Origin of the sequence: Nonomuraea sp. NPDC050733 (genome assembly GCF_040654215.1) — a bacterium.
Classification (GTDB): domain Bacteria; phylum Actinomycetota; class Actinomycetes; order Streptosporangiales; family Streptosporangiaceae; genus Nonomuraea.
In genome coordinates, this window is sequence record NZ_JBFAHO010000002.1 from 264956 (window position 1) to 289735 (window position 24780).

29 protein-coding genes are annotated in these 24780 nt (G+C 72.5%); 22 read left to right on the plus strand and 7 right to left on the minus strand.

All coding sequences use genetic code 11. The features are described 5' to 3' along the window. Positions 1 to 21: 21 nt before the first annotated feature. Entirely contained in the window at positions 22 to 738 is a 717-nt protein-coding gene (locus tag AB0H64_RS04865) for an IclR family transcriptional regulator (protein WP_310708783.1), read from the minus strand. A gap of 84 nt (positions 739 to 822) precedes the next feature. Here AB0H64_RS04865 and leuC point away from each other — a divergent pair, with 84 nt between their 5' ends. The 4 genes from leuC to AB0H64_RS04885 all read left to right on the plus strand — a co-directional run bounded on the left by leuC (position 823) and on the right by AB0H64_RS04885 (position 3438). Further along, on the plus strand, positions 823 to 2208 hold the full coding sequence (gene leuC / locus AB0H64_RS04870) for a 3-isopropylmalate dehydratase large subunit (protein WP_357620163.1): 1386 nt from the start codon (positions 823 to 825) through the stop codon (positions 2206 to 2208). Between the two features lie 12 nt (positions 2209 to 2220). Then, a complete protein-coding gene (gene leuD, locus AB0H64_RS04875) occupies positions 2221 to 2808 on the plus strand; it encodes a 3-isopropylmalate dehydratase small subunit (protein WP_357620165.1) in 588 nt (195 codons plus the stop codon). Then, entirely contained in the window at positions 2787 to 3038 is a 252-nt protein-coding gene (locus tag AB0H64_RS04880) for a hypothetical protein (protein WP_357620167.1), read from the plus strand. The genes leuD and AB0H64_RS04880 overlap by 22 nt, the downstream gene beginning before the upstream one ends. 100 nt (positions 3039 to 3138) lie before the next feature. Further along, positions 3139 to 3438 (plus strand): HU family DNA-binding protein, encoded by a 300-nt coding sequence (locus AB0H64_RS04885; protein ID WP_310708787.1) that lies wholly within the window; start codon positions 3139 to 3141, stop codon positions 3436 to 3438. A 60-nt stretch (positions 3439 to 3498) separates the two neighbouring features. Here AB0H64_RS04885 and AB0H64_RS04890 read toward each other — a convergent pair whose 3' ends face one another. Continuing rightward, positions 3499 to 3711, minus strand: a complete 213-nt coding sequence (locus tag AB0H64_RS04890) for a hypothetical protein (protein WP_310708788.1) — start codon at positions 3709 to 3711, stop codon at positions 3499 to 3501. A gap of 53 nt (positions 3712 to 3764) precedes the next feature. On the opposite strand from AB0H64_RS04890, the gene AB0H64_RS04895 reads away from it, so the two are divergent. After that, entirely contained in the window at positions 3765 to 5006 is a 1242-nt protein-coding gene (locus AB0H64_RS04895) for an MFS transporter (RefSeq protein ID WP_357620170.1), read from the plus strand. On the opposite strand, the gene cofC is transcribed toward AB0H64_RS04895, so the two are convergent. Then, positions 4948 to 5580: a 2-phospho-L-lactate guanylyltransferase gene (cofC, locus tag AB0H64_RS04900; RefSeq protein ID WP_357620172.1), complete on the minus strand. Its 633-nt coding sequence runs from the start codon at positions 5578 to 5580 to the stop codon at positions 4948 to 4950. The two genes, AB0H64_RS04895 and cofC, sit on opposite strands and share 59 nt — an antisense overlap. A gap of 88 nt (positions 5581 to 5668) precedes the next feature. Here cofC and AB0H64_RS04905 point away from each other — a divergent pair, with 88 nt between their 5' ends. The 3 genes from AB0H64_RS04905 (at position 5669) to AB0H64_RS04915 (ending at position 8558) form a co-directional block, all read left to right on the plus strand. Beyond that, positions 5669 to 6379, plus strand: a complete 711-nt coding sequence (locus tag AB0H64_RS04905; protein WP_357620174.1) for a lysophospholipid acyltransferase family protein — start codon at positions 5669 to 5671, stop codon at positions 6377 to 6379. Positions 6380 to 6383: 4 nt separating this feature from the next. Beyond that, on the plus strand, positions 6384 to 7394 hold the full coding sequence (locus AB0H64_RS04910) for an NAD(P)H-dependent glycerol-3-phosphate dehydrogenase (protein ID WP_357620176.1): 1011 nt from the start codon (positions 6384 to 6386) through the stop codon (positions 7392 to 7394). Between the two features lie 66 nt (positions 7395 to 7460). Further along, complete coding sequence (locus tag AB0H64_RS04915) at positions 7461 to 8558, plus strand: D-alanine--D-alanine ligase family protein (RefSeq protein WP_357620178.1); 1098 nt, start codon at positions 7461 to 7463, stop codon at positions 8556 to 8558. A gap of 4 nt (positions 8559 to 8562) precedes the next feature. Here AB0H64_RS04915 and AB0H64_RS04920 read toward each other — a convergent pair whose 3' ends face one another. Together AB0H64_RS04920 and AB0H64_RS04925 are read right to left on the minus strand one after the other, a co-directional pair. Further along, positions 8563 to 8988 (minus strand): DUF3515 domain-containing protein, encoded by a 426-nt coding sequence (locus tag AB0H64_RS04920; RefSeq protein WP_357620180.1) that lies wholly within the window; start codon positions 8986 to 8988, stop codon positions 8563 to 8565. Between the two features lie 30 nt (positions 8989 to 9018). Further along, the gene (locus AB0H64_RS04925; RefSeq protein ID WP_310708796.1) at positions 9019 to 9252 is read right to left on the minus strand and encodes an Lrp/AsnC ligand binding domain-containing protein; all 234 of its coding nucleotides are present in this window, start codon (positions 9250 to 9252) and stop codon (positions 9019 to 9021) included. Between the two features lie 68 nt (positions 9253 to 9320). On the opposite strand from AB0H64_RS04925, the gene AB0H64_RS04930 reads away from it, so the two are divergent. From AB0H64_RS04930 to thiD, 3 genes are all read left to right on the plus strand, one after another. Then, positions 9321 to 10274 carry a thiamine-phosphate kinase gene (locus AB0H64_RS04930; RefSeq protein ID WP_357620794.1) on the plus strand — a complete coding sequence of 318 codons (954 nt, stop codon included), beginning with the start codon at positions 9321 to 9323 and terminating at the stop codon, positions 10272 to 10274. 126 nt (positions 10275 to 10400) lie between these two features. Continuing rightward, positions 10401 to 12275, plus strand: coding sequence for a hypothetical protein (locus AB0H64_RS04935; protein ID WP_357620182.1), 1875 nt, complete (start codon positions 10401 to 10403; stop codon positions 12273 to 12275). Between the two features lie 107 nt (positions 12276 to 12382). Beyond that, the gene (gene thiD, locus AB0H64_RS04940) at positions 12383 to 13177 is read left to right on the plus strand and encodes a bifunctional hydroxymethylpyrimidine kinase/phosphomethylpyrimidine kinase (protein WP_357620184.1); all 795 of its coding nucleotides are present in this window, start codon (positions 12383 to 12385) and stop codon (positions 13175 to 13177) included. A gap of 100 nt (positions 13178 to 13277) precedes the next feature. Here the strand turns inward: thiD and rpmB are convergent, their stop codons facing one another. Further along, positions 13278 to 13463, minus strand: a complete 186-nt coding sequence (rpmB, locus tag AB0H64_RS04945) for a 50S ribosomal protein L28 (protein WP_253772968.1) — start codon at positions 13461 to 13463, stop codon at positions 13278 to 13280. Positions 13464 to 13660: 197 nt separating this feature from the next. On the opposite strand from rpmB, the gene AB0H64_RS04950 reads away from it, so the two are divergent. From AB0H64_RS04950 to mutM, 8 genes are all read left to right on the plus strand, one after another. After that, the gene (locus AB0H64_RS04950) at positions 13661 to 15217 is read left to right on the plus strand and encodes a DAK2 domain-containing protein (protein WP_357620187.1); all 1557 of its coding nucleotides are present in this window, start codon (positions 13661 to 13663) and stop codon (positions 15215 to 15217) included. Between the two features lie 91 nt (positions 15218 to 15308). After that, entirely contained in the window at positions 15309 to 17522 is a 2214-nt protein-coding gene (gene recG, locus AB0H64_RS04955; RefSeq protein WP_357620189.1) for an ATP-dependent DNA helicase RecG, read from the plus strand. 362 nt (positions 17523 to 17884) lie between these two features. Next, positions 17885 to 18556: an RsmD family RNA methyltransferase gene (locus tag AB0H64_RS04960; RefSeq protein WP_357620190.1), complete on the plus strand. Its 672-nt coding sequence runs from the start codon at positions 17885 to 17887 to the stop codon at positions 18554 to 18556. Positions 18557 to 18582: 26 nt separating this feature from the next. After that, a complete protein-coding gene (gene coaD, locus AB0H64_RS04965; RefSeq protein ID WP_357620192.1) occupies positions 18583 to 19059 on the plus strand; it encodes a pantetheine-phosphate adenylyltransferase in 477 nt (158 codons plus the stop codon). A gap of 71 nt (positions 19060 to 19130) precedes the next feature. Continuing rightward, positions 19131 to 19682 (plus strand): YceD family protein, encoded by a 552-nt coding sequence (locus AB0H64_RS04970; protein WP_310708803.1) that lies wholly within the window; start codon positions 19131 to 19133, stop codon positions 19680 to 19682. Between the two features lies 1 nt (position 19683). Next, entirely contained in the window at positions 19684 to 19863 is a 180-nt protein-coding gene (rpmF, locus tag AB0H64_RS04975) for a 50S ribosomal protein L32 (RefSeq protein WP_033409409.1), read from the plus strand. 212 nt (positions 19864 to 20075) lie between these two features. Then, positions 20076 to 20795, plus strand: coding sequence for a ribonuclease III (rnc, locus tag AB0H64_RS04980; protein WP_357620796.1), 720 nt, complete (start codon positions 20076 to 20078; stop codon positions 20793 to 20795). 1 nt (position 20796) lies between these two features. Further along, the gene (mutM, locus tag AB0H64_RS04985; RefSeq protein ID WP_357620195.1) at positions 20797 to 21672 is read left to right on the plus strand and encodes a bifunctional DNA-formamidopyrimidine glycosylase/DNA-(apurinic or apyrimidinic site) lyase; all 876 of its coding nucleotides are present in this window, start codon (positions 20797 to 20799) and stop codon (positions 21670 to 21672) included. On the opposite strand, the gene AB0H64_RS04990 is transcribed toward mutM, so the two are convergent. Further along, entirely contained in the window at positions 21590 to 22774 is a 1185-nt protein-coding gene (locus AB0H64_RS04990; protein WP_357620197.1) for an MFS transporter, read from the minus strand. The genes mutM and AB0H64_RS04990 overlap by 83 nt on opposite strands. 79 nt (positions 22775 to 22853) lie before the next feature. On the opposite strand from AB0H64_RS04990, the gene AB0H64_RS04995 reads away from it, so the two are divergent. The 3 genes from AB0H64_RS04995 (at position 22854) to AB0H64_RS05005 (ending at position 24604) form a co-directional block, all read left to right on the plus strand. Continuing rightward, positions 22854 to 23759, plus strand: coding sequence for a LysR family transcriptional regulator (locus AB0H64_RS04995; RefSeq protein ID WP_357620199.1), 906 nt, complete (start codon positions 22854 to 22856; stop codon positions 23757 to 23759). A 184-nt stretch (positions 23760 to 23943) separates the two neighbouring features. Then, positions 23944 to 24219 (plus strand): acylphosphatase, encoded by a 276-nt coding sequence (locus tag AB0H64_RS05000; protein WP_310708807.1) that lies wholly within the window; start codon positions 23944 to 23946, stop codon positions 24217 to 24219. A gap of 190 nt (positions 24220 to 24409) precedes the next feature. After that, positions 24410 to 24604 (plus strand): hypothetical protein, encoded by a 195-nt coding sequence (locus AB0H64_RS05005; protein ID WP_049556952.1) that lies wholly within the window; start codon positions 24410 to 24412, stop codon positions 24602 to 24604. The last annotated feature ends 176 nt before the right edge of the window (positions 24605 to 24780 follow it).

The following is a 24780-nucleotide window of genomic DNA, read 5'->3' on the forward strand; positions in this document are numbered from 1 at the left end:
CCAAATGCGTGCTTTTGCTGATCATGACGTGCGGCGCATCGATTCGGTGATCCGCTCGGCGGCGGCCATGACGGGTACGGCGTGCAGCCGCCCGGGGGCCCGGGTGAGCCGCTCGATGGGGCCCGAGACCGACACAGCGGCGATGACCTTGCCGCCGCTGCCCCTTATGGGCGCCGAGACGCTCGCCACGCCCTGCTCGCGCTCGCCCACGCTGTGCGCCCAGCCCCGGCGCCGCACCGACGCGAGCGTCGCGGCGGTGAACTTGGCGCCGCGCAGGCCGCGGTGCAGCCGGTCGGGCTCCTCCCAGGCCAGCAGGATCTGCGCCGCCGAGCCCGCCGTCATGGGCAGCGCCGATCCCACGGGCACGGTGTCACGCAGGCCGCTGGAGCGTTCGGCGGCGGCCACGCACACGCGCTCGTCACCCTGGCGGCGATAGAGCTGCGCGCTCTCGCCCGTCAGATCCCGAAGGTGCATCAGCACCGGCGAGGCCACCGCGAGCAGCCGGTCCTCGCCGGCGGCCGTGGACAACTCCGAGAGGCGCGGACCCAGGACGAACCTGCCCTGTGTGTCACGGCTCACAATGCGGTGGTGTTCGAGCGCGACGGCGAGCCGATGCGCGGTGGGGCGGGCCAATCCGGTGGCCTGAACGAGCTGTGCCAGCGACGCCGGGCCGGCTTCGAGGGCATTGAGCACCAGAACGGCCTTGTCGAGTACTCCGACTCCGCTAGAGTTGTCCATAGGCCGATACTGCCGTCTCGACATATGAGAAGGCAAGTCGGGGCGAGCCGCGATGCGGAGCATCGCCACAAGCAGGAGGAGATCATGGGCCGCACACTGGCGGAGAAGGTCTGGGAGCAGCACGTCGTGCGCCGCGCCGACGGCGAGCCCGACCTGCTCTACATCGACCTGCACCTCATCCACGAGGTGACCAGCCCGCAGGCGTTCGACGGGCTCCGGCTCGCCGGGCGCAAGGTGCGCAGGCCCGACCTCACCATCGCCACCGAGGACCACAACGTCCCCACGGTGCTCGGCCCGATCGCCGACCCGGTGTCCAAGACCCAGGTCGAGACGCTGCGCAAGAACGCCGCCGAGTTCGGCATCCGGCTGCACCCCATGGGCGACGCCGGCCAGGGCGTGGTGCACATCATCGGCCCGCAGTTCGGCCTGACCCAGCCCGGCATGACGATCGTCTGCGGCGACTCGCACACCTCCACGCACGGCGCGTTCGGCGGCATCGCGTTCGGCATCGGCACCTCCGAGGTCGAGCACGTGCTGGCCACGCAGACCCTGCCCGCCTACCGGCCCAAGACCATGGCCATCGAGGTCTCCGCCGAGCTGCCCGTCGGCGTCACCGCCAAGGACCTGATCCTGGCCATCATCGCCAAGATCGGCACCGGCGGCGGCCAGGGCTACATCGTCGAGTACCGCGGCGAGGCCATCCGCAAGCTCTCCATGGAGGGCCGGATGACGGTGTGCAACATGTCCATCGAGGCCGGCGCCCGCGCGGGCCTGATCGCCCCGGACGAGACCACGTTCGCCTACCTCAAGGGCCGCCCGCACGCCCCCTCCGGCGAGCAGTGGGACCAGGCGGTCGAGTACTGGACGTCGCTGCGCACCGACGACGACGCCGAGTTCGACAAAGTCGTGGAGATCGACGCCTCGACCCTCACGCCGTACGTCACCTGGGGCACGAACCCCGGCCAGGGCCTGCCCCTGGACGCGTCCGTCCCGGACCCGGCGGGCTTCGCCGACCCGATCGAGCGCTCCGCCGCCGAGCGCGCCCTGGAGTACATGGGGCTGACCGCCGGCACGCCGCTGCGCGAGATCGAGGTCGACACCGTGTTCGTCGGGTCGTGCACCAACGGCCGCATCGAGGACCTCCGCTCGGCCGCCGAGATCCTGCGCGGCCGGCAGGTGAGGACGCGCACCCTCATCGTGCCCGGCTCGATGCTGGTCAAGCTGCAGGCCGAGCAGGAGGGGCTGCACGAGGTGTTCAAGGCCGCCGGCGCCGAGTGGCGCGAGGCGGGCTGCTCCATGTGCCTCGGCATGAACCCCGACACGCTCCAGCCGGGCGAGCGCAGCGCCTCGACCTCCAACCGCAACTTCGAGGGCCGCCAGGGCAAGGGTGGCCGCACCCATCTGGTGTCGCCGCAGGTCGCCGCCGCGACCGCCGTCACCGGCCGCCTGACGGCTCCCGCCGACCTCTAGGAGATCCCGACCATGGACGCGTTCACCACCCACACCGGTACGGCGGTGCCGCTGCGCCGCAGCAACGTCGACACCGACCAGATCATCCCGGCCGTCTGGCTCAAGCAGGTCAGCCGCACCGGCTTCGAGAACGGCCTGTTCGCCGCGTGGCGCGAGGACCCCGGCTTCGTCCTCAACGACCCGGCCTACCAGGGCGCCTCGATCCTCGTCTCCGGCCCCGACTTCGGCACGGGCTCCTCGCGCGAGCACGCCGTGTGGGCGCTGCAGCAGTACGGCTTCCGCGTCGTGATCGCCGCCCGGTTCGGCGACATCTTCCGCAACAACTCCACCAAGATGGGCCTGCTGCCGGTCATCCTGCCGGGCGACAAGGTGGAGGAGCTCCAGGCCGCGGTGGAGGCCGACCCGACGCTCCAGGTGACGGTCGACCTGGACGGCCGCGAGGTCCGCTGGGCCGGTGAGGCCGTCGGCTTCGAGATCGACGACTACACCCGCTGGCGGCTCATGGAGGGGCTCGACGACATCGGCCTGACCCTGCGGCACGCCGAGGACGTGGCGGCGTACGAGAATGAGCGGCAGCCATGGCTGCCGACGACCGTCTAGAGGACGACGAGCTGGCGCGGCGGTTGCGCGAGGCGCACCGCCGCGTCAGCGCCGTGCTGGCCGGGCTTCCCGCCGACCGGAAAGAGCGGCTGGCGCGCAGATATCTGACGATCTGCGACCTCGCGAAGCACGATCCGGTACGGGCTGCGGCCCGTCTGGACCTTCTCCTGGCCTCCCTGGACGGCGATTTCGACACGCCACGCGCACCCGAAAGCACGCCGGGTGATTGAGTTCGCCCGCAATCCGGCCTAGTTTCGGGAGTGTAAGGGGTTTCTACGTCGAACTTCGTTAGCTGGAACCCCGAGCCGTAACGGGGGGAGCACAACTTACATGAACAAGCGAGAGCTCGTTGACGCCATAGTAGAACGGGTCGGCGACCGGAAGACGGCGACTGAGGCGGTCAACGCGATCATCGACGTCGTCCAGAAGGCCGTGGCCGGTGGGGACAAGGTCTCGATCACCGGCTTCGGTGCCTTCGAGATGGTCCACAAGCCGGCACGCTCGGCCAGGAACCCGTCGACCGGCGCCGAGATCAAGGTCCAGGAGAGCTGGGGACCGAAGTTCCGGCCCGGGTCGGACTTCAAGGAGCTGGTGAACGCCGGCGGCAAGAAGGCCGCGAAGAAGAAGTAACGACGTTGTACCCGCCCGGTCCCTGTCTCGGGGGCCGGGCGTTCCTCTGCCCGGACCTCCTCACCCGGGAGGCTCCGGCACGGGGAACGTGGACAGCGTGACGTAGCTGATCTCCCCGTCCGTCATCGCCAGCCGCACTCGCTGACCCGAGCGGAGCAGCAGCAGCGGGCCCGCGTCGAAGGCGTGCGTGGCGAAGGGCAGCACGGTCCCGTCGTCGAGGAAGACCGTGCCGGAGCGGGTGACCTCGTCGAAGGTGCGCACCGTGGCCTGCACGCGTACCAGCCTAATCCGTTTGCCCGGGCCGCCGAACGGAACTGTTTTCACCTATGCGGTCGAACTCTGACTTTCAGCGCTTCGTCTGGGCGAACGCGGTGACCCAGATGGGCACGCAGGTCACCACCGTCGCCCTGCCCCTGGCCGCCGTCCTCACCCTGGACGCCGGCGCCCTGGAGCTCGGGCTGCTGGCCGCCGCCCAGATGGTCGCCTTCCTCCTCGTGGGGCTGCCGGCCGGCGTCTGGGTGGACCGCGTGCGCCGGCGGCCCATCCTCGTCCGGTCCGACCTCGTGCGCGGCCTGGCGCTGGCCACGGTCCCGCTCGCGGCCTGGGCGGGCGTACTCACCCTGCCGCAGCTCTACGTGGTGGCGCTGGTCGTCGGGTTCGGCACGGTGTTCTTCGACGTGGCCCACATGAGCCTGCTGCCCGCCGTCGTGCCCGAGGACCGGCTCGAACGCGGCAACGGCGCCCTGGAGGTCACCCGCAACGTCTCCCTCCTGGCCGGCCCCGGCGTGGGCGGCTGGCTCGTCAACGTCCTGACCGCGCCCGTCGCCCTGCTCGCCGACTCCGCCAGCTACCTCGTCTCCGCGCTGCTCCTGTCCCGCGTACGGGCCGAGGAGCTGCCGTTACGACGGGAACGGCGGCGGCTGCGCCGGGAGATGGCCGAGGGCCTGGCCTTCGTCGCCCGTGAGCCGGTGCTGCGCCGCGTCGCCGCCGGCGGGGCGCTGGCCATGGCCGCCAACAGCGTCTGCTCGGTCGGCTTCCCGCTCTACCTGGTCAAGGAGCTCGGGGTCGGGCCGGGCGCGTACGGGCTGCTGCTGTCCGCCTCCGCCTGCGGCGCGCTGGCCGGCGCGGCGCTGGTGCCGCGGCTGACCGCCCGCTTCGGCACGGGCGCCACCCTGTACGGCTCGGCGGCGCTGGCCACGGTGCTCTACCTGCCCGCGCTGGCCACCGGGCCCGGGTGGCGCCTGGCGTTCCTGCCCGTGGCCGGGGCGCTGTTCGGCGCGGCCAGTTCGGTCTTCGGCGTCGCCCAGCTCAGCCACCGGCAGCGCGTCACCCCGGGACACCTGCTGGGCCGCGTCAACGCCTCCATGCGCTTCCTCATGTGGGGCGCCGTGCCGCTGGGCGGGCTGCTCGGCGGGGCGCTGGGGGAGCGGGCGGGCGGTCACGCGGTGTTCGCCACGGGCGTCGCCGCGCTCGGCCTCTCCCACCTGGCGGTCGTCACCGCGCCCCGGCTCAGGACGGCCACAGCTCCGCGACCACGGCCGCGGTGTGCGGACCGAGACCCAGCCTGATCGCCGCGCGCAGGTCGTCGGGGGTGTCCACGTCGCGCCGCACCGAGTCGACGCCGTCGAGGCACAGCTCCTTGGCCCCGCCCGCCAGGTGCCTGGCCCGTGACTCCCCGCCGAAGCGGGGCGCGAACGGCAGCCCGGCCCGTACGCCGTAGAAGGTGGTGCCCACGTCCAGCGCGTCGGGCACGAACGCCTGGTCGAACTCCGCCGCGGCGGCCAGCACCACGGCCAGCTCCGCGGGCCGCAGCGCGGGCAGATCCGCCTGCAGCGCTCCCACGGGGTCATCGGGGGCCAGGCGTACGGCGTGGGCGGCGCCCGTGCGCAGCGCGGTGTTGAGCCCGCGGTCGGGGTCGTGCACCACGTCCGCGCCCAGCGCGGCGAGCGGCCCCGCGGCGGCGGGATCGGCGGTCACGACGACCACCCGGGCCACGGCCGGGCAGGCCAGCGCGGCCGACACGGTGTCACAGGCCACGGCGACGGCCAGCCGCGTGCGATGCGGGCCGGTCGCTGCGGCCAGCCGCGTCTTCGCGGCGACCAGCGTCTTCACCGGGATGACCAGTGACCAGCGGTTGCTCATAGGGTTAAGCATCGCGCCTCGACATCCCACGCGGCCAACCGGGAGACTTGGGGCGCGATACGTTCGTGTTGGAGGGTTGGAGGAGAGCATGAGGCGCCTCACGCGACCATCGCGTTTCTGGGAGACCCTGGCCGTGGTGATCGTGAAGCCACTGTCGCTGCTCCTGGTCCGGCATGACTGGCGCCATGGGGAGCGGATCCCGCGTGCGGGCGGCATCATCATCGCCGCCAACCACCTGTCGTGGTCCGACCCCGTGCTGCTGTCCCATTTCCTGTACAACAACGGACGCTGGCCGGTCATCCTGGCCAAGGCGGCGCTGTTCCGGGTGCCGCTGCTCGGCCACGCCGTGCGCTCCCTGTGCGCGATCCCCGTCGAGCGGGGAAGCAGCGAGGCGGCCAGGTCGCTGGAGGCGTCGGAGCAGCGGCTGCGCGACGGCGGTGCGATCTTCTTCTACCCCGAGGGCACCTGCACCCGCGACCCCGGCCTGTGGCCGATGGTGGGCAAGACCGGCGCCGCCCGGCTGGCCCTGGAGAGCGGCGCCCCGGTGATCCCCGTGGCCCACTGGGGGGCGCACGAGCTGCTGCCGTACGGGGAGAAGAAGCCCAGGCTGTTCCCGCGCAAGACGTTCCGCGTGTCGGTGGGGCCGCCGGTGGACCTGTCGCGGTACGCCGGGAAGCCGGCGCACGGGCAGGTGCTGCGCGACGCGACCGCCGACATCATGGCGGCGATCACCGTGCAGCTCGCCGAGCTGCGCGGCGAGAAGGCGCCCGAAACCCCCTACGACCCGGCCGGACGGTGACCCGATGACGAAGGCGGCGGTGTTCGGCACCGGCTCGTGGGGCACCACGTTCGCCATGATCCTGGCCGAGGCGGGCAACCGGACCACGCTGTGGGGACGGCGGCCGGAGTTGGTCGAGGCGATCGACCGTACCCACACCAACTTCGACTACCTGCCGGACGTGACGCTGCCCGCCTCGCTGCGCGCGACGACCGACCCGGCCGAGGCCCTGGACGGGGCCGACTTCGTGGTGCTCGCCGTGCCGTCGCAGACGCTGCGCGCCAACCTGGCCGCCTGGCGCGCGCACATCCCGCCGGACGCGGTGCTGGTCAGCCTGATGAAGGGCGTCGAGCTGGGCACCACCAAGCGGATGAGCGAGGTGATCCGCGAGGTGGCGGGCGTCCCCGAGGAGCGGGTGGCGGTCGTCTCGGGCCCCAACCTCGCCAAGGAGATCGTCCAGCGTCAGCCCGCCGCCACCGTCGTGGCGTGCAGCGACGAGAGCGTGGCCGCGCGCCTGCAGAGCGCCTGCCATCTGCCGCCGTGGTTCCGCCCCTACACCAACACCGACGTGGTGGGCGTGGAGTTGGGCGGCGCGGTCAAGAACGTCATCGCGCTGGCCGTCGGCGTCGCGGTGGGCATGGGCATGGGCGACAACGTCGCCGCCATGCTGATGACCCGGGGCCTGGCGGAGATCTCGCGGCTGGGTGCCGCGCTCGGGGCCGACCCGCACACGTTCGCCGGGCTGGCCGGCATGGGCGACCTGGTGGCGACCTGCACCTCGCCGCTGTCGCGCAACCGCACGTTCGGCGAGCGCCTGGGCCGCGGCATGACGCTGGAGGAGGTCGTGGCCGCCACCAAGCAGACCGCCGAGGGCGTCAAGTCGTGCGAGTCGGTGCTGGAGCTGGCCAGGAAGCACGACGTCGAGATGCCGATCACCGAGGTCGTCGTGGGCGTCGTCCACGACGGCATGTCGCCCAGTGAGGCGGGCATGCTGCTGATGTCCCGTTCGCCGAAGCCTGAGCGTTACGGGGTCTGACCATTGCGGACAACACCGGCGTGCTTGGCTCGCTGTGGTGGGAACACGCCGGTAGATTCGGACGTCATGAGCAAGCCACGTGTCGCCGTCGTTTTCGGGGGTCGTAATTCCGAGCACGCCGTGTCCCTGATGGGCGCGGGCAGCGTGCTGGAGGCGATCGACAAGGACAAGTACGAGGTGATCCCCGTCGGGATCGCCCAGGACGGCAGGTGGGTGCTCGCCGCGGCCGGCCAGCGGTTCGCCATCGAGGAGGGCGAGCTGCCCAGCGTCGACACCTCCGGCGCCGCGCTCGCCGTGCCGCCCGGCCAGGGCTCGCTCGTGGCCTACGACCCGGGCAGCATCCCGGTCGAGCTGGGCACGGTGGACGTGGTGTTCCCGGTGATGCACGGGCCGTTCGCCGAGGACGGCACGATCCAGGGGCTGCTGGAGATGGCCGGCGTGCGGTACGTCGGCTCCGGGGTCCTGGCCAGCGCCGTCGGCATGGACAAGGCGTACATGAAGACCGTCATGGCCGCGGCCGGGCTGCCGGTCGGGCGGTACGTGGTGGTGCGCGACCGCGACTGGCGGCTCGACCGCGAGCGGGTGCTGAAGGAGGCCGAGGAGCTGCTCGGCTGGCCGGTGTTCGTCAAGCCGGCGCGGGCCGGCTCGTCGCAGGGCATCTCCAAGGCGCACGACCGGGCGACGCTGGCCGAGGCGGTGGAGGCGGCCCGGCGGCACGACCCCAAGGTGCTGGTCGAGGCGGCGGTCGAGGGGCGCGAGATCGAGTGCGCGGTGCTCCAGTCGCTCGGTGACGAGCCGTCGCGGGCGTCGCTGCCCGGCGAGGTGAGGGTCGAGGGCGGCCAGGAGTTCTTCGACTTCGAGGCCAAGTACTACCCCGACCAGATGTCGCTGACCGTGCCCGCCGACCTGCCGGGCGAGGTGGCGGAGGAGCTGCGGGCGATGGCTGTGCGGGCGTTCGAGGCGCTGGAGTGCGAGGGGCTCGCGCGGGTGGACTTCTTCTACACGCCCGAGGGCCGCATCGTCTTCAACGAGATCAACACGATGCCGGGGTTCACGTCGCTGTCGGTGGCGCCGCAGTTGTGGGCCGCCTCCGGGATGAGCTATCCGGAGCTGGTGGACCGGCTCGTCCAGCTCGCCCTGAACCGGCCGGCCGGGCTGCGCTGACCGCTCAGGGCTTCGAGGTGACCTGGCCGATCGGGTCCGAGAGGTCGGCGAGCACCTGCGGGGCCCCGTGCGTCCCGGCGATCGTCACCTCCACGTACAGAGGGGCCGCGACGGCCGTGTAGAGGGTGGGCTTGTCGGGGTCGGCGAACCAGCCGACCCCGTTGATCTCCTGGAGCTGGTCGGTCGGCGCCATCCGGGCCGGTCGCGGCACGCCGCAGCGCAGCGCGATCTCCCCTTCACCCCAGACGGCCACGTACGGCGACTCGGGGACGGACGTGCCGTGCGCGGCGCCGTCCAGCGTGCGCGGCAGCAGCCCGGACAACCGTTGGCAGGCCGAGACCGCCTCGCCCTGCGGGGTGGGCGGCTCGACCTGTACGGCCCCGCACGCGGCGAGCGCGAGCAGCAGGAGCGCTGTGGCGGCGGCACGCATGGACGGCGAGTTCTCCCGGAAAGATCTACCTCAGATGTGCACGATCGGGCATGTCAGGGTCCGTGTGATCCCCTCGACGCCCTGGATCTGGGCCACGACGAGTTTGCCCAGCTCATCGACGTTGCGGGCCTCCGCTCGCACGATCACATCGTACGGTCCCGTCACGTCCTCGGCCTGCGTGACTCCGGGGATGCCGGAGATCTCGCCGGCCACGCTCGCCGCCTTGCCGACTTCGGTCTGAATAAGGATGTAGGCCTGCACCATTACGTCCTCCCGGGCGATTGGATCACGCCGAAGGGCCACCGTACCCTGTGTGGGTCAGGAGGTGTGTCATCAGAGTCGGAGATCTCGGCGAATTCGGAGCGGTAAGGCGTATTTCCGGACGTCTACCGCAAGGAGCCACTGTTCTACTCGGACCGGGCGATGATGCCGCGATGGTCGGTGCGCCGGACGGGCGCGTCGTGGTGTCAACGGACCTCTTGATTGAGGGTAGGCACTTCCGGCGCGATTGGTCCAGCGGCTACGACGTCGGCCGGAAGGCGGCGGCCCAGAATCTCGCCGACGTGGCCGCCATGGGCGCGGTTCCGACGTCTCTCGTGGTCGGGCTGGGGATGCCGGCGGATCTGCCGGTCAGCTGGCTCGACGCGCTGACCGACGGGTTCCGCGACGAGTGCGCGGTCGTGGGGGCGAGCGTGGTCGGGGGCGACATCGCCCGCAGCGACCAGGTGGTGCTCGGGGTGACCGCGCTCGGCGACCTGGGCGGACGGCCGCCGGTGACCAGGTCCGGGGCGCGTCCCGGCCAGGTGGTGGCCGTGGCGGGGCGGCTCGGCCACGCCGCGGCGGGCCTCGCTCTCCTGGAGGCCGGTCGTGACGTCCCGCGTGAGGCGGGGGCGCTGTTCGAGGCGGTGGAGGCGCACCGGCGGCCGTGCCCGCCGTACGAGCAGGGGCCGGAGGCGGCGCGGCTGGGTGCCACCGCGATGCTGGACGTGAGCGACGGGCTGCTGCAGGACCTCGGGCACATCGCCCGGGCCGGCGGGGTGCGGGTGGAGGTGGACCCGGACGCCCTCGTGGTGGGGAAGCCGGTGGCCGCCGCCGCCGAGGAGCTCGGGGCCGACCCTCTCGACTGGGTGCTCACGGGTGGTGAGGACCACGCGCTCGCGGCCGTGTTCCCGGCCGAGGCGCGGCTGGGGGCGGCGTGGCATGTCGTGGGGGCTGTCGTGGTGGGCGAAGGCGTGACCGTACGGGGACGTGCCGTCGGGCAGGGTGGCTGGGATCACTTTCAGTAACGAGATGTCCCATTTTGCAGGATATTTTCCCGATATGAGATGTGACTCACGGGAATGCTGGGACAAAGTCGTAGCGAAGGTGTTATGAAGATTGGCGGCCACTGTAACCGGCAAGAAAGGGCAGCCATGGGCCGCCACGGCACAGGTGGATCCGACGACGCGAGCGAACGGGGGAACGGCAGGTCCGACGACTCTCAGGACGAGGACTCCGGACTGACCGACCGCGCCGCGCAGTGGGCCGCCGCGCCGGATCCGACCGCTAGGAGCTCCTTCTGGGACTCCGACGACCAGCAGGCCGAGCCGCCCGGCTGGCCGGAGCCGCCGGACCAGGTGGGGGTGACGGGTCAGTGGGCGCCGATGCCCAAGCAGGAGCCCGGCCCCGCCGTCCGCCGCCCGGAGAACGATCCGTTCGAGACAACCGGAGCCTTCCAGCCGCCCTCGCGGGGCGCGGGCGGCCCGGGACCGGCCGCAGACCAGCCGTTCGAGACGACGGGCGCCTTCGTACGGCCCCCGAACTGGGACGAGCCCGGAGCCTGGGACGCGCCCGCACGCGGCGAGGTCGGAGACAGCACACAGACCTTCGGCATGCCACAGGACTTCGGCGGTGATCGTCCGTCGAGTCCCAACGTCTTCGGGGGTGATGCTCCTTCGGGTCCGCACGGGTTCGGCGGTGATCGTCCGTCGAGTCCCAACGTCTTCGGCGGTGACGCTCCTTCGGGTCCGCACGGGTTCGGGCCTGGCGCGCCGCAGGCGTTCGGGCCCGCCGACCCGCACGCGACCGCACCCGGGGCGCCGCACGGGCTCGGGCCCGCGGGCCCGTTCGGAGCCGCGGACCAGCGACCGTCCGGGGCCGACGCCACGCAGGTGTTCGGGCAGGACCGGGACGCGTCCGGGCAGACGCAGGCGCTCCAGCCCCCGGCGGGCGGCCCGCCCGAGCCCGGCGACGTCAAGGTGTACGGCAGCCCGACCATGATGGACCTGCAGGGCCCTGAGTGGTCCGAGCGGCCCGACAACGGGTTCCTCGGCTCCGGCTGGTCCGGCGACGACGAGCCCGCGGGAGAACGCGCCGGCGAGCGCGACAAGGGCCGTGACGGGGGGCGTGACAGCGGTCGGGACGGTGAGCCCGAGCCACGCCGCCGCGGGCGCCGCAAGTCCCCGTCCGGCGACACCGACCCGTTCGCCGAGCCGCCGGCCAAGGGCCGGGGCCGCCTCGCGCTGCTCTCCGTGGCGGCCGTGGCCGTCGTGCTGGGCGGCACCGTGGCGGGCGTGAAGCTGATGAGCGGAGGGTCGCAGCCGGCCGGCTGCCCCGGAGACGGCTGCGCCGCCGTGCAGGCGACCAACCAGCCCGGTCCGCAGGGCTCCCAGCCCGTCGAGGAGGACACCGAGCCGGCGGAGGACGAGACCGAGGAGCCGACGGAGGAGCCCACGGGCAAGACGGCGCAGCCCGCCGGGACTCCCGGCCCGCAGGCCACGACCGGCACCCGCGTCCCGCGCCGGACCGCCTCTCCTCAGCCGAAGCCCACCAAGACCAAGAAGCCGGCCAGGGCCACCCAGGAGCCGCTGCCGACGAGCTTCCAGGCGACCGAGACGTCCACGCCGGAGGAGGTCGCCACGATCACGGTCACGGACCCCGCGGACAACACCTCGGGCAACCCGGCGCCGACGGCCCCGTCCACCGAGACGGCGGCGCCCATGGGCGGCGGCTCGGTCAGTCTCGGCTTCAGCGTGGTCAGCCAGCGGCTGACCGGTTACACGGCCCACCTCGACGTGGCCAACGCCTCGCCGCAGGCGCTCAAGTCCCTCACGGTGTCGGTACCGGTGAAGGGGCGCGTGCTGAACATGACGGGCGCGGAGTGGACGCAGGACGGCGATCTGCTGATCATCGACCTGCCGGACTCGCTGGACGAGGGTGACTCGACCGAGATCACCTTCACCGCCACGGGCCGTGCCGCCGAGCCGCGGAACTGCGGCCTCGTGGGCGGCGACTGCGCCGTCGACTGACGTCCCCGGGGCGGGCGGCGCCAGGGTCGCCCGCCTCCTGCCGCCGCCCCTCCGGCGAGCCCGGCCGGCTGCGGAGGGCGCGGACGGGGGAATGGTTGGATGGGGGCATGACCGCTACGACCCCTCCGCGTGTATTGACCGTCGCCGGATCCGACTCCGGCGGCGGGGCGGGCATCCAGGCCGATCTCAAGACCATGCTGGCCCTGGGCGTGCACGGCATGAGCGTGATCGCCGCCGTGACGGCCCAGAACTCCGTCGGCGTCCAGGGCTACTGGGAGCTGTCCGCCGAGGCCGTGCGCGCCCAGCTCGACTCCGTGCTGGGCGACATCGGCGCGCAGGCGGTCAAGACCGGCATGCTCGCCTCACCGGAGCTGGTCGAGATCGTGGCCGTGACGCTCGGCGCGTACGAGGCGCCGGTCGTGGTCGACCCCGTGGGCGTGTCCAAGCACGGCGACTCCCTGCTGGCGCCCGAGGCCGTCGAGACGATGCGCACGCGGCTGCTGCCCGTCGCCACCGTCGTCACGCCGAACCTGTGGGAGGTCGAGCAGCTCACCTCGGTCAAGGTCGAGGACGAGGACGGGATGCGGCGGGCCGCCGACGCGGTGCTGGAGCTGGGCCCCGCCTGGGCGCTCATCAAGGGCGGGCACCTGCCCGGCGAGCCGGTCGACCTGCTGACCGACGGCGCCCGCGAGTACCGCTTCACGGCCGAGCGGCTCGACAACCGCCACACCCACGGCACGGGCTGCACGCTCGCCTCGGCGATCGCCTCCTACCTGGCGATGGGCGAGGACGTGCCCGGGGCGGTGGGCAAGGCCAAGGAGTACGTCACGGGGGCGATCCGCCTGGGTTTCCCGCTCGGCGACGGCATCGGCCCGGTGGACCACGCCTGGCGGTGGCGCTGATCGCCCATGGCTTCCCGGGCATGACAGGAGCCCTTGGCTCCCGGGCATGACGAAAGCCCGCCGCTCGGCCGGGAGCGGCGGGCTTTCGCGAAGATCGGTACTAGCGGGTGACCTTGCCCGCCTTGATGCACGAGGTGCACACGTTCAGCTTCTTCGGCGTGCCGCCGACGACCGCGCGAACCGTCTGGATGTTGGGGTTCCAACGGCGACGGGTACGGCGGTGGGAGTGGGAAACGTTGTTGCCGAAGATCGGGCCCTTGCGGCAGACATCGCAGACGGAAGCCACGGTATCGCTCCTTAAAACAGTCGATGTAGCCCTGTCCGCTGATGTTCGTCGGGCGGAGGGCATGCCGGGACAACCGGCCAGCCAGACGAGGATATCCGATCCACGCCACCAGGTGCGAACTGGAGCACTGGACTGGGACAGATGCGGCGATATCCTCCTCGTTCAACGGTAGCGCACTCGGGAGGTCGTAGCACCGCATGGAGGTTCTCGACCCGCCCGGGGTGCGCCGCTGGGCCCGCCTGGCCGCGGACGCGCTGGGCAGGTCACGGGCGGAGATCGACGCGCTCAACGTGTTCCCCGTCGCCGACGGCGACACCGGCACGAACCTCCACCTGACCATGCTGGCCGCCGCCGAGGCCGTCGAGGCGCTGCCCGACGACGTGGACCGCGCGGTGGTGTGGCAGACGCTCGCGTACGGCGCCCTGGTGGGCGCGCGCGGCAACTCCGGCGTCATCGTCAGTCAGGCCCTGCGCGGGCTGGCCGAGGTGCTGAAGGACGGCTCCGACCTGAGAGCCGGCCTGGTCAGGGCGTCCTCGCTGGCCAGGGAGGCGGTCGCCCGGCCCGTCGAGGGCACGGTCCTGAGCGTGCTGGGCGCGGTGGCGGGTGCCGTGCGGGACGCCGACGGCGACCTGGCCGAGATCGCTCGGCGGGCCGCGCGGGAGGCCCGCGCCGCGCTCCGCCGCACCCCCGGGCAGCTCGACGTGCTGGCGCGCAGCGGCGTCGTGGACGCGGGCGGCGCCGGGCTGGCGATCATCCTGGAGTCGCTGGCGGCCGTGGTGACGGGCTCCTCCGGCGATCGGTACGGCGAGCGGTACGAGGTGCCCGCGCCGACGGCGCGCGTGTCGCCGATGACCGAGGTGGGCGCGGGCTACGAGGTGATGTACCTGCTGGACGCCGACGACGCCGCGGTGGCCAGGCTGCGCGAGGAGCTCGACGCGATGGGCGACTCGCTGGTGGTCGTGGGCGGCGACGGGCTGTGGAACGTCCACGTCCACGTGGACGAGGCCGGACCCGCGGTGGAGGCGGCGCTGCGAGTGGGGCGGCCGTACCGGATCAGGATCACGTACCTCGCCGAGCGGACCCACCGCGGCGACGCGGGCAGGGGCGTGGTGGCCGTCGCCGCCGGCGACGGCATCGCGGCGCTGTTCGAGGAGTGCGGCGCGGTGGTCGTGCGGCGGGAGCCGGGCACGCGGCCGTCGCTGCCGGTCATGCTGGCCGCGATCAGGCAGGCGGGCGGCGAGGTCGCCGTGCTGCCGAACGACGAGGGCGCCCAGGCGGTCGCCGCCGCGGCGGCGGAGATCGCCCGGGAGGACGGCGTCGTGGTCAGCGTGCTGCCGACCCGGGCGACGGTGCAGGGGCTGGCGGCGCTGGCCGTCCACGACCCGCTGCGCCGCTTCGACGACGACGTGGTGGCGATGACCGGCGCCGCGGGGCACACGCGCCACGGTCACCTGGTGGTGGCCCGCAGGGAGGCGGTCACCAGCGCGGGCGTGTGCCGGCCCGGTGACGTGCTCGGGCTGATCGACGACGACGTGGCGGTGATCGGCCGTGGGCTGGGGGAGGTGGCCGTCGCCGTCGTGGACCGGATGGTCGCGGGGGGCGGCGAGATGGTCACGCTGGTCACGGGCGCGGACGCGCCCGAGGATCTCGCGGGCGCGGTGGAGGAGCACCTGCGGGCCACCCGGCCGGACGTGGACTTGGTGGTGTACGCGGGGGAGCAGGGCGGCTACCCGCTCCTCATCGGCGTGGAGTGAGCGGGTGGCGCCGGTGAGCGGGCGCGGCGGCGCGGCGGTTCGGGGGCGCGACACGCGTTCCTGTCGGTCGCAGGCGGTAGAACATAGTGCCGTGAGCCGTTTCGACGAGCCGCTGACCAAGGCGCTCGACCCGAAGACCGCCAAGCTGCTGCACAGCGTGCTCGGCCTGGAGACGGTCGGCGACCTGCTGCGCCACTACCCCCGCCGCTACGCCGAGCGTGGCGAGCTGACCGCGCTCGACGCGCTGGAGGTCGACGAGCACGTCACCGTGGTCGGCGAGGTGAGCCGGCTCATGCGCAAGCCCATGCGCAACCGCGGCGGCACCTGGCTGGAGGTCGAGGTCGTCGACGCCGCCCGCAACAAGATCTACCTGTCGTTCTTCGGCAAGGGCTCCCACGTGGCCGAATCACGGCTCAAGCCGGGACGGCGCGGCATGTTCGCCGGGAAGGTCGGCCTCTTCGGCTCCCGGACACACCCGCGCTGGCAGCTCTCGCACCCCGAGTTCGAGCTGTTCGAGGAGAACGAGGCCGGCGCCGAGGAGTTCTCGGCCGCGCCGGTGCCGATCTACCCGGCCGGCAAGGACCTGACGCCGTGGGTGATCAGGCGGGCCGTGGGCGTCGTGCTCGACACGCTGGGGCCGCTGGCCGACCCGCTGCCCGGCGACCTGCGCGCCCGCCATGGCCTGCGCGACCTGGCCGAGGCGCTGGAGGCGGTGCACCGGCCGAAGGACTTCGGCGACGTGCAGCGGGCCCGCGACCGGCTCAAGTTCGACGAGGCGTTCGTGCTCCAGGCCGTGCTGCTCCAGCGCCGGCAGGCGGCGACCGCCTGGCCCGCCAAGGCCCGCCCGCGCCGCGGCGACGGCATCCTGGCCGACTTCGACGCGCGGCTGCCGTTCGAGCTGACCGAGGGCCAGTCCCAGGTCGGCGAGGAGATCGCCGCTGACCTGGCCCGCGAGAACCCGATGCACCGGCTCCTGCAGGGCGAGGTCGGCGCGGGCAAGACCGTGGTGGCCCTGCGGGCGATGCTCCAGGTGGTCGACGCGGGCGGCCAGGCGGCGCTGCTGGCGCCCACCGAGGTGCTCGCCCAGCAGCATCACCGCTCGATCACCGCCATGCTGGGCGACCTCGCGCAGGGCGGCATGTTCGGCGGCACGGCCGTCACCCTCCTCACGGGCTCCATGGGCGCCGCCGCCCGCCGCGCCGCGCTGCTCGACGCGGCCTCCGGCACGGCCGGCGTCGTCGTGGGCACCCATGCCCTGTTGCAGGAGCACGTCCAGTTCGCCGACCTCGGTCTGGTGGTGGTCGACGAGCAGCACCGCTTCGGCGTGGAGCAGCGCGACGCGCTGCGCGAGAAGGCCGGCGGCGGGCGCCCGCACGTGCTCGTCATGACCGCGACCCCGATCCCGCGCACGGTCGCCATGACGGTCTTCGGCGACCTGGAGGTCTCCACGCTGTCGCAGCTCCCGTCCGGGCGCGCGCCCATCACCACCCACGTGGTGCCGGCCGCCGAGAAGCCCCACTTCCTGGAGCGCACGTGGGAGCGGGTGCGCGAGGAGGTCGCCCTGGGTCGGCAGGCGTACATCGTCTGCCCGCGCATCGGCGACCTGGAGGGCGACGAGGGCGACCTGGAGGCTCGGCCGGGCGAGTCCGGCGAGGGAGCGTCCGGCGAGGGGGCGTCGGGGGAGGAGCGCCGGCCGCCGCTGGCCGTCCTGGACGTCGCCCAGCTGCTGTCCGAGGGGCCGTTCCACGACCTGCGGCTCGGCGTCCTGCACGGCAAGCTGCCGCCGGAGGAGAAGGACGCGATCATGCGGGCGTTCAGCCGGGGCGAGCTGGACGTGCTGGTGGCGACGACGGTGATCGAGGTCGGCGTCGACGTGCCCAACTCCTCAGTCATGATCATCATGGACGCCGACCGGTTCGGGGTCTCGCAGCTCCACCAGCTCCGCGGCCGCGTCGGCCGAGGCGGGCTGCCGGGGCTGTGCCTGCTGGTGTCCGACTTCCCGGAGGGCACGCCCGCGCGGGCGCGGCTCGACGCGGTGGCCGCCACGCTCGACGGGTTCGAGCTGTCGCGGGTGGACCTGGAGCAGCGGCGTGAGGGCGACGTGCTGGGCGCGGCCCAGTCGGGCAAGCGGTCGTCGCTCAAGCTGCTCCAGCTCCTGCGCGACGAGGACGTGATCGAGGCGGCCCGCGACGAGGCGGCGCGGCTGCTGGCGGCCGATCCCGAGCTGTCGGCGCACGAGGCGCTGCGCGCGGAGATCGACCGGCTGCTGGCCGACGAACGCGCCGAATACCTGGAGAAGACCTAACCAGCTGGGGACGACGTACTCCACCTGGAGCAGACGTGAGGTCCGGAGACGGGGCGCGGCGCGCGTGGCGTGCGGCGGCCCGGTCACCGCTTGGAAGCGGCGGAGACAGGTGCTGGGCCCAGCCATGGGGACGGCCTCCCCCCGAATGCCGTCCCCGGCTGGGCCCACCCCTCGGGTCAGGTGCCGAGGGAACCGGCGTGCGGAAGGGCTCACGACCACGCCGGTCGGCCTTCTGATGGGTCACCTCGAAGGCCGCAGACCCATCATGCGTGGCCGGTGGGGTGATGGGAATCACCCTTGCGTCTTCGAGGCCGACACTTGTCCACTCTTGACCTGCGCCGACGTGCGCGAGAATGGCTCACATGACTCGGATCATCGCGGGCAGCGCGGGCGGGCGACGCCTGGCGGTCCCGCCGGGGCGCGGCACGAGACCGACCAGCGACAGGGCTCGCGAAGGCATCCTCTTGACTCTCGACTCCCTGGGCGGGGTGAGGGGGGCCCGGGTGATGGACCTGTACGCGGGGTCGGGGGCCGTCGGGCTGGAGGCGCTGTCGCGGGGCGCGGACCACGCGCTGCTGGTCGAGTCCGATCCCAGGGCCGTCCGGGCCATCAGGACGAACGTCCGGGAGCTGGGGCTGCCCGGGGCGCGGGTGGTGGCCGACAAGGTCGAGCGGTTCCTGGGCCGGGCGGGCGGGGACGTCGCGGGGCGGGGCCGGCGGGGTGGGGAAACTCACACCGACCCGGCCGGGCCGGCCGAGCAGGCCGGGCCGGCCGAGCCGGTCGGGCCGGCCGAGCCGGTCGAGCCGTACGACATCGTGTTCGCCGATCCGCCGTACGCGGTGTCGGACGAGGAGGTCACGAGGGTGCTGGAGCTGCTGCGCGACCACGGGTGGCTGGCCGAGGACGCGGTGGTGGCGTTCGAGAGAGAAACCCGGGGAAAAGCCCTGGTATGGCCGGAAGGTTACGTTGAGGAGAGGGTTCGCCGTTATGGCGAAGCGTCCGTTTGGTACGGTCGCGCCGCCGGTAATCCGTAGACCTGCCCGCTGACCAGGGAGGCGTCTTGCGCCGCGTTGTCTGCCCAGGGTCCTTCGACCCCATCACCAACGGTCACCTCGACATCATCGCCCGGTCCGCCAGGCTGTACGACGAGGTGACCGTGGCCGTGCTCATCAATGTGGAGAAAAGCAGCCTCTTCACGGTCGACGAGCGGATCGAGATCCTCCAGACCGTGACCAAGGAGTTCCCGAACGTCACGGTCCGGAAGTTCCACGGGCTCCTCGTCGACTTCTGCAAGCAGAACGACATCCCCGCCATCGTCAAGGGCATCCGGGTGGTCAGCGACTTCGACTACGAGCTCCAGATGGCCCAGCTCAACTACCGGCTGTCCGGGGTCGAGACGCTGTTCATGCCGACCAATCCCGAGTACTCGTTCCTGTCGTCCAGCCGCGTCAAGGAGATCGCGCGGTACGGTGGGGACGTGTCCGGCCTGGTCCCTGACCTGGTGCACAAGCTGCTCGTCGAGCGGCTCAGGGGCTGACCGCCACCTGGTATCCTTTCATTTCGGCCTTGTACGACGGCGACAGTTCCGCCATGCCTAGCGAGAGCAGGATGACTCAGCACCTCGACCCCCGCTCGCCTTGGGTGATCTCCACTCACGACCTGGGAAAGCGGCCGGGGACGATGAGGCAGATGACTCTGTCCCTCCCGGCTCCGGCGAATCTCGGCGTCGACATGATCGGCGTTCCCAAGGACGCCGAAGTCGAGCTGGACCTCCGGCTTGAAGCAGTGATGGAAGGCGTGCTCGTGTCCGGCACGGCGCAGGCCCCGCTGGGCGGGGAGTGCGCGCGGTGTCTCGACCCGTTGTCCTCGGACCTCGAGGTCGACCTGCAGGAGCTGTTCTTCTACTCCGACGAGGACGCCTCGGAGGACGACTCGCTGATGGACGGGGAACTGCTCGACCTCGAGCCGACGTTCCGTGACGCGGTGGTGCTCGCACTGCCGTTGAGCCCGGTCTGCCGTGACGACTGCCCGGGGCTCTGCACGGAGTGCGGGATCAAGCTGGCCGAGGCCGGCGACGATCACCGGCACGAGAAGATCGACGCTCGCTGGGCGTCGTTGCAAGGTCTGGTTTCCGAGAACGATAACGATCAGGAGAAGTGACGTGGCCGTCCCGAAGCGAAAGATGTCGCGGAGCAACACCCGCGCCCGTCGCTCCCAGTGGAAGACGACTGCTGTCGCCCTGGTGAGCTGCCCGCAGTGCCGTTCGCCCAAGCAGCCGCACATCGCGTGCCCCACCTGCGGCACCTACAACCGTCGTCAGGTCATCGAGCCGTCCGCCTGATCTCGCAGTTGACGTGATGCCGACCGGGTGCCATTGTGCCCCGGTCGGCGTAAACGTCTCAGTTGCGCACGGCGGCGGCTCGCCCGCGGTCGTGGTGGACGCCGGGGCTCTGTACCCCCCGACGCCCACCACGTTTTCGGGCATCCTCCGCGGCCGTCGCGGCATGTGAAGGTGTCCGAGGAGGAAAACCCGTGGGCGCAGGTCCCAAGCCGGTGGCCGTCGAGGTCGCCAGAGCAGAGCTGGAGCGAGTGCTGTCGATCAGCCTCGACTCCGACATCCTGGAGCGGGCGTTGACGCACCGCTCCTACGCGTACGAGAACGGCGGCCTGCCCACCAACGAGCGCCTGGAGTTCCTCGGCGACTCGGTGCTGGGCCTGGTGGTCACCGACACCCTCTACCGCAACCACCCCGACCTGCCCGAGGGGCAGCTCGCCAAGCTGCGGGCCGCGGTGGTCAACATGCGCGCCCTCGCCGACGTGGCCCGCGGGCTCGGTCTCGGCCGGTTCCTGCGGCTCGGCAGGGGCGAGGAGGGCACCGGCGGTCGCGACAAGTCCTCGATCCTGGCCGACACCCTGGAGGCGCTGATCGGCGCCGTCTACGTGGACAAGGGGCTCGACGAGGCGTTCCGGGTGGTCCACGTGCTGTTCGACCCGCTGATCGTCCGCTCGGCCTCGCTCGGCGCCGGGCTCGACTGGAAGACCTCCCTGCAGGAGCTCACCGCCTCCGAGGCGCTCGGCGTCCCCGAGTACCACGTCGAGGAGAGCGGCCCCGACCACGCCAAGTCGTTCACGGCGGAGGTGCGCGTCGGCGGCGAGTCCTACGGGGCGGGCAACGGGCGCAGCAAGAAGGAGGCCGAGCAGCAGGCGGCCGAGGCGGCGTGGACCCGCATCCGGGCCCGCCGCGAGCAGCGCGAGAGCCAGCCGGCGGGCTAGGTTGCCTGAGCTGCCGGAGGTCGAGGTCGTCCGGCGCGGCCTCGCGCAGTGGGTGGCCGGGCGGGAGATCGCCTCGGCCGAGGTGCTGCACCCGCGGGCGGTGCGCCGGCACGTGCCGGGGGCCGAGGAGTTCGCCGCGCGGCTGAAGGGCCGGGTGGTGCTCTCCGCCGAGCGGCGCGGCAAGTACCTGTGGCTGCCGCTGTCGGGCTCGGAGGAGGCTCTGCTGGCCCATCTGGGTATGAGCGGCCAGCTCCTCGTCGTGGAGCCGGACTCGCCGCCGGAGAAGCATCTGCGCGTACGGCTCGCCTTCCAGGACGGCGGCCCCGAGCTGCGCTTCGTCGACCAGCGCACGTTCGGCCACGTCATGCTGACGCCGCTGGAGGGCGGCGTGCCCGCGCCGATCTCGCACATCGCGCCTGACCCGTTCGAGGAGGCGTTCGACGACGACCGGTTCGCCGCCGCCCTGCGCCGCAAGGACACCGAGATCAAGCGGGCCCTGCTCGACCAGACGCTGATCAGCGGTGTCGGCAACATCTACGCCGACGAGGCCCTGTGGCTGGCCCGGCTGCACTGGGCGTACCCCACCCGGACGCTCACCCGGCCGAAGATCGCCGAGCTGCTCGCCGCGGTCCGCGAGGTGATGACGGCCGCGCTGCGCCAGGGCGGCACGTCGTTCGACAGCCTGTACGTCAACGTCAACGGCGAGAGCGGCTACTTCGAACGCTCCCTGGAGGCGTACGGCCGGCGCGATCGGCCCTGCTCCCGCTGCGGCAGCCCCATCATCCGTGACGCGTTCATGAACCGCTCGTCCTTCTCCTGCCCCACCTGCCAGCGGCGGCCGCGGCGGCCAGCGACAGCCCCGCGCCGAGCCACATGACGGCGGAGACCGACATCCCGTCCACCACCCGGCCGCCGGTGAGCGCGCCGAGCGAGATGGCCGCGTTGAAGACGGCGGTCAGCATGGCCGTGCCCGCCTCCCCGCCGCCCGCCCTGACGATCCAGATCTGCACCGTCACCGACACGCCCCCGTAGGCGACGCCCCACAGCAGGAGCAGGGCCGCCGCCAGGACGATCGAGCCCGGCGCGGCGGCGAGGACAGCGGTGGCGCCCCCGATGAGCAGGGCGAGCGTCACGAGCGTGCCCCTGGGGCGCCGGGCCGCCCGCGCTCCGGCGGCGAAGTTGCCCACCACGCCCGCGACGCCGTAACCGAGCAGGACGGCGCCCACGACGGCCGCCCCCGTGCCCGCGCCCGCCCCCGTGGCCTGCTCCAGGAACGGCCGGACGTAGGTGTAGGCCGCGAAGTGGCCGGTCACCACGAGGGCGGTCACGATCAGCACGATCCTCGACGGGCCGGCCCGCCACACCGCCCACAGGTCGGACGGGCGCGCGGCCCGCTCGGCGGGCAGCGGCGGCAGCAGTCCGGCCAGCGCCACGCACAGGACGGCGGCGAGCAGGGCGACGGCTCCGAACGCCACCCGCCACCCGGCGGCCGAGGCGACCAGCGTCCCGGCGGGCACACCCAGCACGGAGGCCACCGCGATCCCCGAGGCGATCGTCGCCGCCGCCGGGCCGACCCGCGGCTCCGGCACCAGACGTACCGGCAGGCCCACCGCGTACGTCCAGAACCCGCCGATGCTCACCCCCGTCAGAACCCGCGCCGCCAGCATGACCGGGTAGGCAGGCGAGAGGGCGGCCACCAGGTTGGCGAGCGCGAGCAGGGCCATCAGCGCGCACAGCACCCCCCGGCGGTCCAGGCGCCGCGCGGCAAGCGTCATCAACGGCGCGGACACGGCCGCCACCAGGCCCGGAGCGGTCATCATGAGCCCCGCAGCGCCGTCGGACACACCCAGCTCGGCGCCGATCGGGGTCAGCAGGCCGACAGGCAGCATCTCGCTGGTGACGATGGTGAACGTGCCCGCCGCGACCGCCGGTACGGCGAGCCGGTGCGACACGGTCGGGGTCTCAGGTGTGATGGTCATGACCTCCACCCTTCGGCGGTGGCGCCGGGGGAACAATGACGGGACGCTCAGGCTTGGTTTAGCTGGACTAGGGGGTGACATGGAGTTCCGGGAACTGGAGTGCTTCGTCGTCCTCAGCGAGGAGCTTCACTTCGCGCGGGCCGCCGACCGGCTGTACCTGTCGCCGGGGCGGGTGAGCCAGCTCGTGCGGTCGCTGGAGACGCGGATCGGCGCCCGGCTGTTCGACCGGACCAGCAGGCGGGTGCGGCTGACGCCGCTCGGCGAGCGCTTCCTGACGGACCTGCGCCCGGCGTACGACGGGCTGCGGGACGCGGTGGACCGGGCCCGTGCGGCGGCCCGCCAGGTGACGGGCGTGCTGCGCGTCGGCTTCCTCGGCACGCCGACGGAGCTGGTGACCGAGGCCGTGCGGGCCTTCGAGGGGCTCTACCCGTCGTGCGAGGTGCGGCTGGTGGAGGTGCCGCTGTCCGACCCGTTCGGCAAGCTCCGGGCGGGCCTGGTGGACGTGACGTTCACGCTGCTGCCGGTGGACGAGCCGGATCTGGAGACGGGCCCTGGCCTCAACCGGGTGCCCGTCAGCCTCGGCCTGCCCGCCGGCCATCCGCTCGCGGGCCGGGACGCCGTCGACGCGGAGGAGCTGGCGGACCTGCCGCTGATCGAGCCGGGGGGACCGGCGCCGCGCGCCTGGCGCGAGCTGCTCGCGCCGGCGGGCACCCCGGCGGGCCGGCCCATCCCCCGAGGGGGTACGGTCGCCACCAGCCAGGAGGGCATCACGCTGGTCGCCCTGGGCCGCGGCGGGATGCTGTTCTGCACGCCGACGGCGGCCTACCACGAGCGTGGCGACGTGGTGTTCGTGCCGGTGAGAGGCCTGCCCGCGTCGGTGCTCGGGCTGGTGTGGCCACGGGCCGGCGCGACGGCCGCGGTGCGCGCGTTCGGCGAGACGGCCGCGGGCGTGGCGGGCCCGGAGGCGGCGCGCGGGGTGGCGTAGAACGGTCCGGAGGCGCCTGGCAGGGTGGTCTTCGTTGAACGGCCAGGAGGCGCCCGGCGCGCCGGCGTGGAACGGCCAAGAGGCGTCCGGCAGGCCGGCGTGGAACGGCCCGGAGGTGTGGCCCGGAAAGGGGCGGCCGGGGTGGCCGGAACGGGTGGCCGGGGATGGCCGGAAGGGGTGGGGCATGGAGGACGTACGGCTGACCGCCTGGGTCAGGGGGCGCGTGCAGGGCGTGGGGTTCCGCTGGTGGACCCGGGCGCGGGCGCTGGAGCTGGGACTGGAGGGCTGGGCGCGCAACACGGACGACGGCCGGGTGGAGGTGGTCGCCGAGGGGCCGCGTGAGGCCTGCGTCAAGCTGCTGGAGCTGCTCAGGGGTTGCGACACGCCGGGCAGGGTCGATGGAGTAGTGGAGAGGTGGAGCGAAGTCCGAGGTGGTTTGGGTGGTTTCCGGGAGCGGTAGCCGCTTTCGCGAAACGGGCCAAATGGGGTATAGTTATATGTCGGGAGTGCCCCGCGAGGGGTGTGGCGGTTCGTTCGACTTGACCGCCCACACTGCCGGTGCGACTCTTGTTAAGTACCACGCGCACCCCTCCCGCGGAATAAGAAGTGCGCGAACCAGTCTGGTCACTCAGCGTGGAGGACCCTTTACCATGGCGAAGGCTCTACTCGGCCACGTCGGTGGTCCTGACCCTCGAATGGTCTCGGAGATGCGGCGCTTGCAGCAGCGGATCCGTGACCTGGAGGCAGAACTCATCCGGCTTCAGGCTCAGAATGACGCTCTTGCGGCGCAAACCCGCGATGAGGCGATCAGCCGCATGCAGGAGCGCGAGCCGGCACTCACCTGAGAGTGATCGGAACGCAAGATTGAGGGACGTCTCGGCGAGGCGTCCCTTGTTATTTGCCCTCGTTCGGGATGTCTTTGCGCCCCCTTTCCGCGTCCGTCCGCCGGCGCCACCGTTGTGGCCAGCGACGAGGCGCTCGGACCAGTAGGCTTTCCCGAAGTCCGTTCAGGGAGAAGGGG

Bases quoted from the DNA above. Each gene is read 5' to 3' on its own strand.
- AB0H64_RS04920 (WP_357620180.1), bottom strand. From the start codon at position 8,988: ATGCGTGCCGCCGCCACAGCGCTCCTGCTGCTCGCGCTCGCCGCGTGC.
- AB0H64_RS04990 (WP_357620197.1), bottom strand. From the start codon at position 22,774: ATGACCATCACACCTGAGACCCCGACCGTGTCGCACCGGCTCGCCGTA.
- AB0H64_RS04925 (WP_310708796.1), bottom strand. From the start codon at position 9,252: ATGGTGCAGGCCTACATCCTTATTCAGACCGAAGTCGGCAAGGCGGCG.
- AB0H64_RS04970 (WP_310708803.1), top strand. From the start codon at position 19,131: ATGACTCAGCACCTCGACCCCCGCTCGCCTTGGGTGATCTCCACTCAC.
- AB0H64_RS05000 (WP_310708807.1), top strand. From the start codon at position 23,944: ATGGAGGACGTACGGCTGACCGCCTGGGTCAGGGGGCGCGTGCAGGGC.
- AB0H64_RS04995 (WP_357620199.1), top strand. From the start codon at position 22,854: ATGGAGTTCCGGGAACTGGAGTGCTTCGTCGTCCTCAGCGAGGAGCTT.
- AB0H64_RS04895 (WP_357620170.1), top strand. From the start codon at position 3,765: ATGCGGTCGAACTCTGACTTTCAGCGCTTCGTCTGGGCGAACGCGGTG.
- leuC (WP_357620163.1), top strand. From the start codon at position 823: ATGGGCCGCACACTGGCGGAGAAGGTCTGGGAGCAGCACGTCGTGCGC.
- cofC (WP_357620172.1), bottom strand. From the start codon at position 5,580: ATGAGCAACCGCTGGTCACTGGTCATCCCGGTGAAGACGCTGGTCGCC.
- AB0H64_RS04880 (WP_357620167.1), top strand. From the start codon at position 2,787: ATGGCTGCCGACGACCGTCTAGAGGACGACGAGCTGGCGCGGCGGTTG.
- AB0H64_RS04915 (WP_357620178.1), top strand. From the start codon at position 7,461: ATGAGCAAGCCACGTGTCGCCGTCGTTTTCGGGGGTCGTAATTCCGAG.
- AB0H64_RS05005 (WP_049556952.1), top strand. From the start codon at position 24,410: ATGGCGAAGGCTCTACTCGGCCACGTCGGTGGTCCTGACCCTCGAATG.
- AB0H64_RS04885 (WP_310708787.1), top strand. From the start codon at position 3,139: ATGAACAAGCGAGAGCTCGTTGACGCCATAGTAGAACGGGTCGGCGAC.
- thiD (WP_357620184.1), top strand. From the start codon at position 12,383: ATGACCGCTACGACCCCTCCGCGTGTATTGACCGTCGCCGGATCCGAC.
- leuD (WP_357620165.1), top strand. From the start codon at position 2,221: ATGGACGCGTTCACCACCCACACCGGTACGGCGGTGCCGCTGCGCCGC.
- AB0H64_RS04865 (WP_310708783.1), bottom strand. From the start codon at position 738: ATGGACAACTCTAGCGGAGTCGGAGTACTCGACAAGGCCGTTCTGGTG.
- AB0H64_RS04935 (WP_357620182.1), top strand. From the start codon at position 10,401: ATGGGCCGCCACGGCACAGGTGGATCCGACGACGCGAGCGAACGGGGG.
- AB0H64_RS04950 (WP_357620187.1), top strand. From the start codon at position 13,661: ATGGAGGTTCTCGACCCGCCCGGGGTGCGCCGCTGGGCCCGCCTGGCC.
- AB0H64_RS04905 (WP_357620174.1), top strand. From the start codon at position 5,669: ATGAGGCGCCTCACGCGACCATCGCGTTTCTGGGAGACCCTGGCCGTG.
- AB0H64_RS04910 (WP_357620176.1), top strand. From the start codon at position 6,384: ATGACGAAGGCGGCGGTGTTCGGCACCGGCTCGTGGGGCACCACGTTC.
- AB0H64_RS04960 (WP_357620190.1), top strand. From the start codon at position 17,885: ATGACTCGGATCATCGCGGGCAGCGCGGGCGGGCGACGCCTGGCGGTC.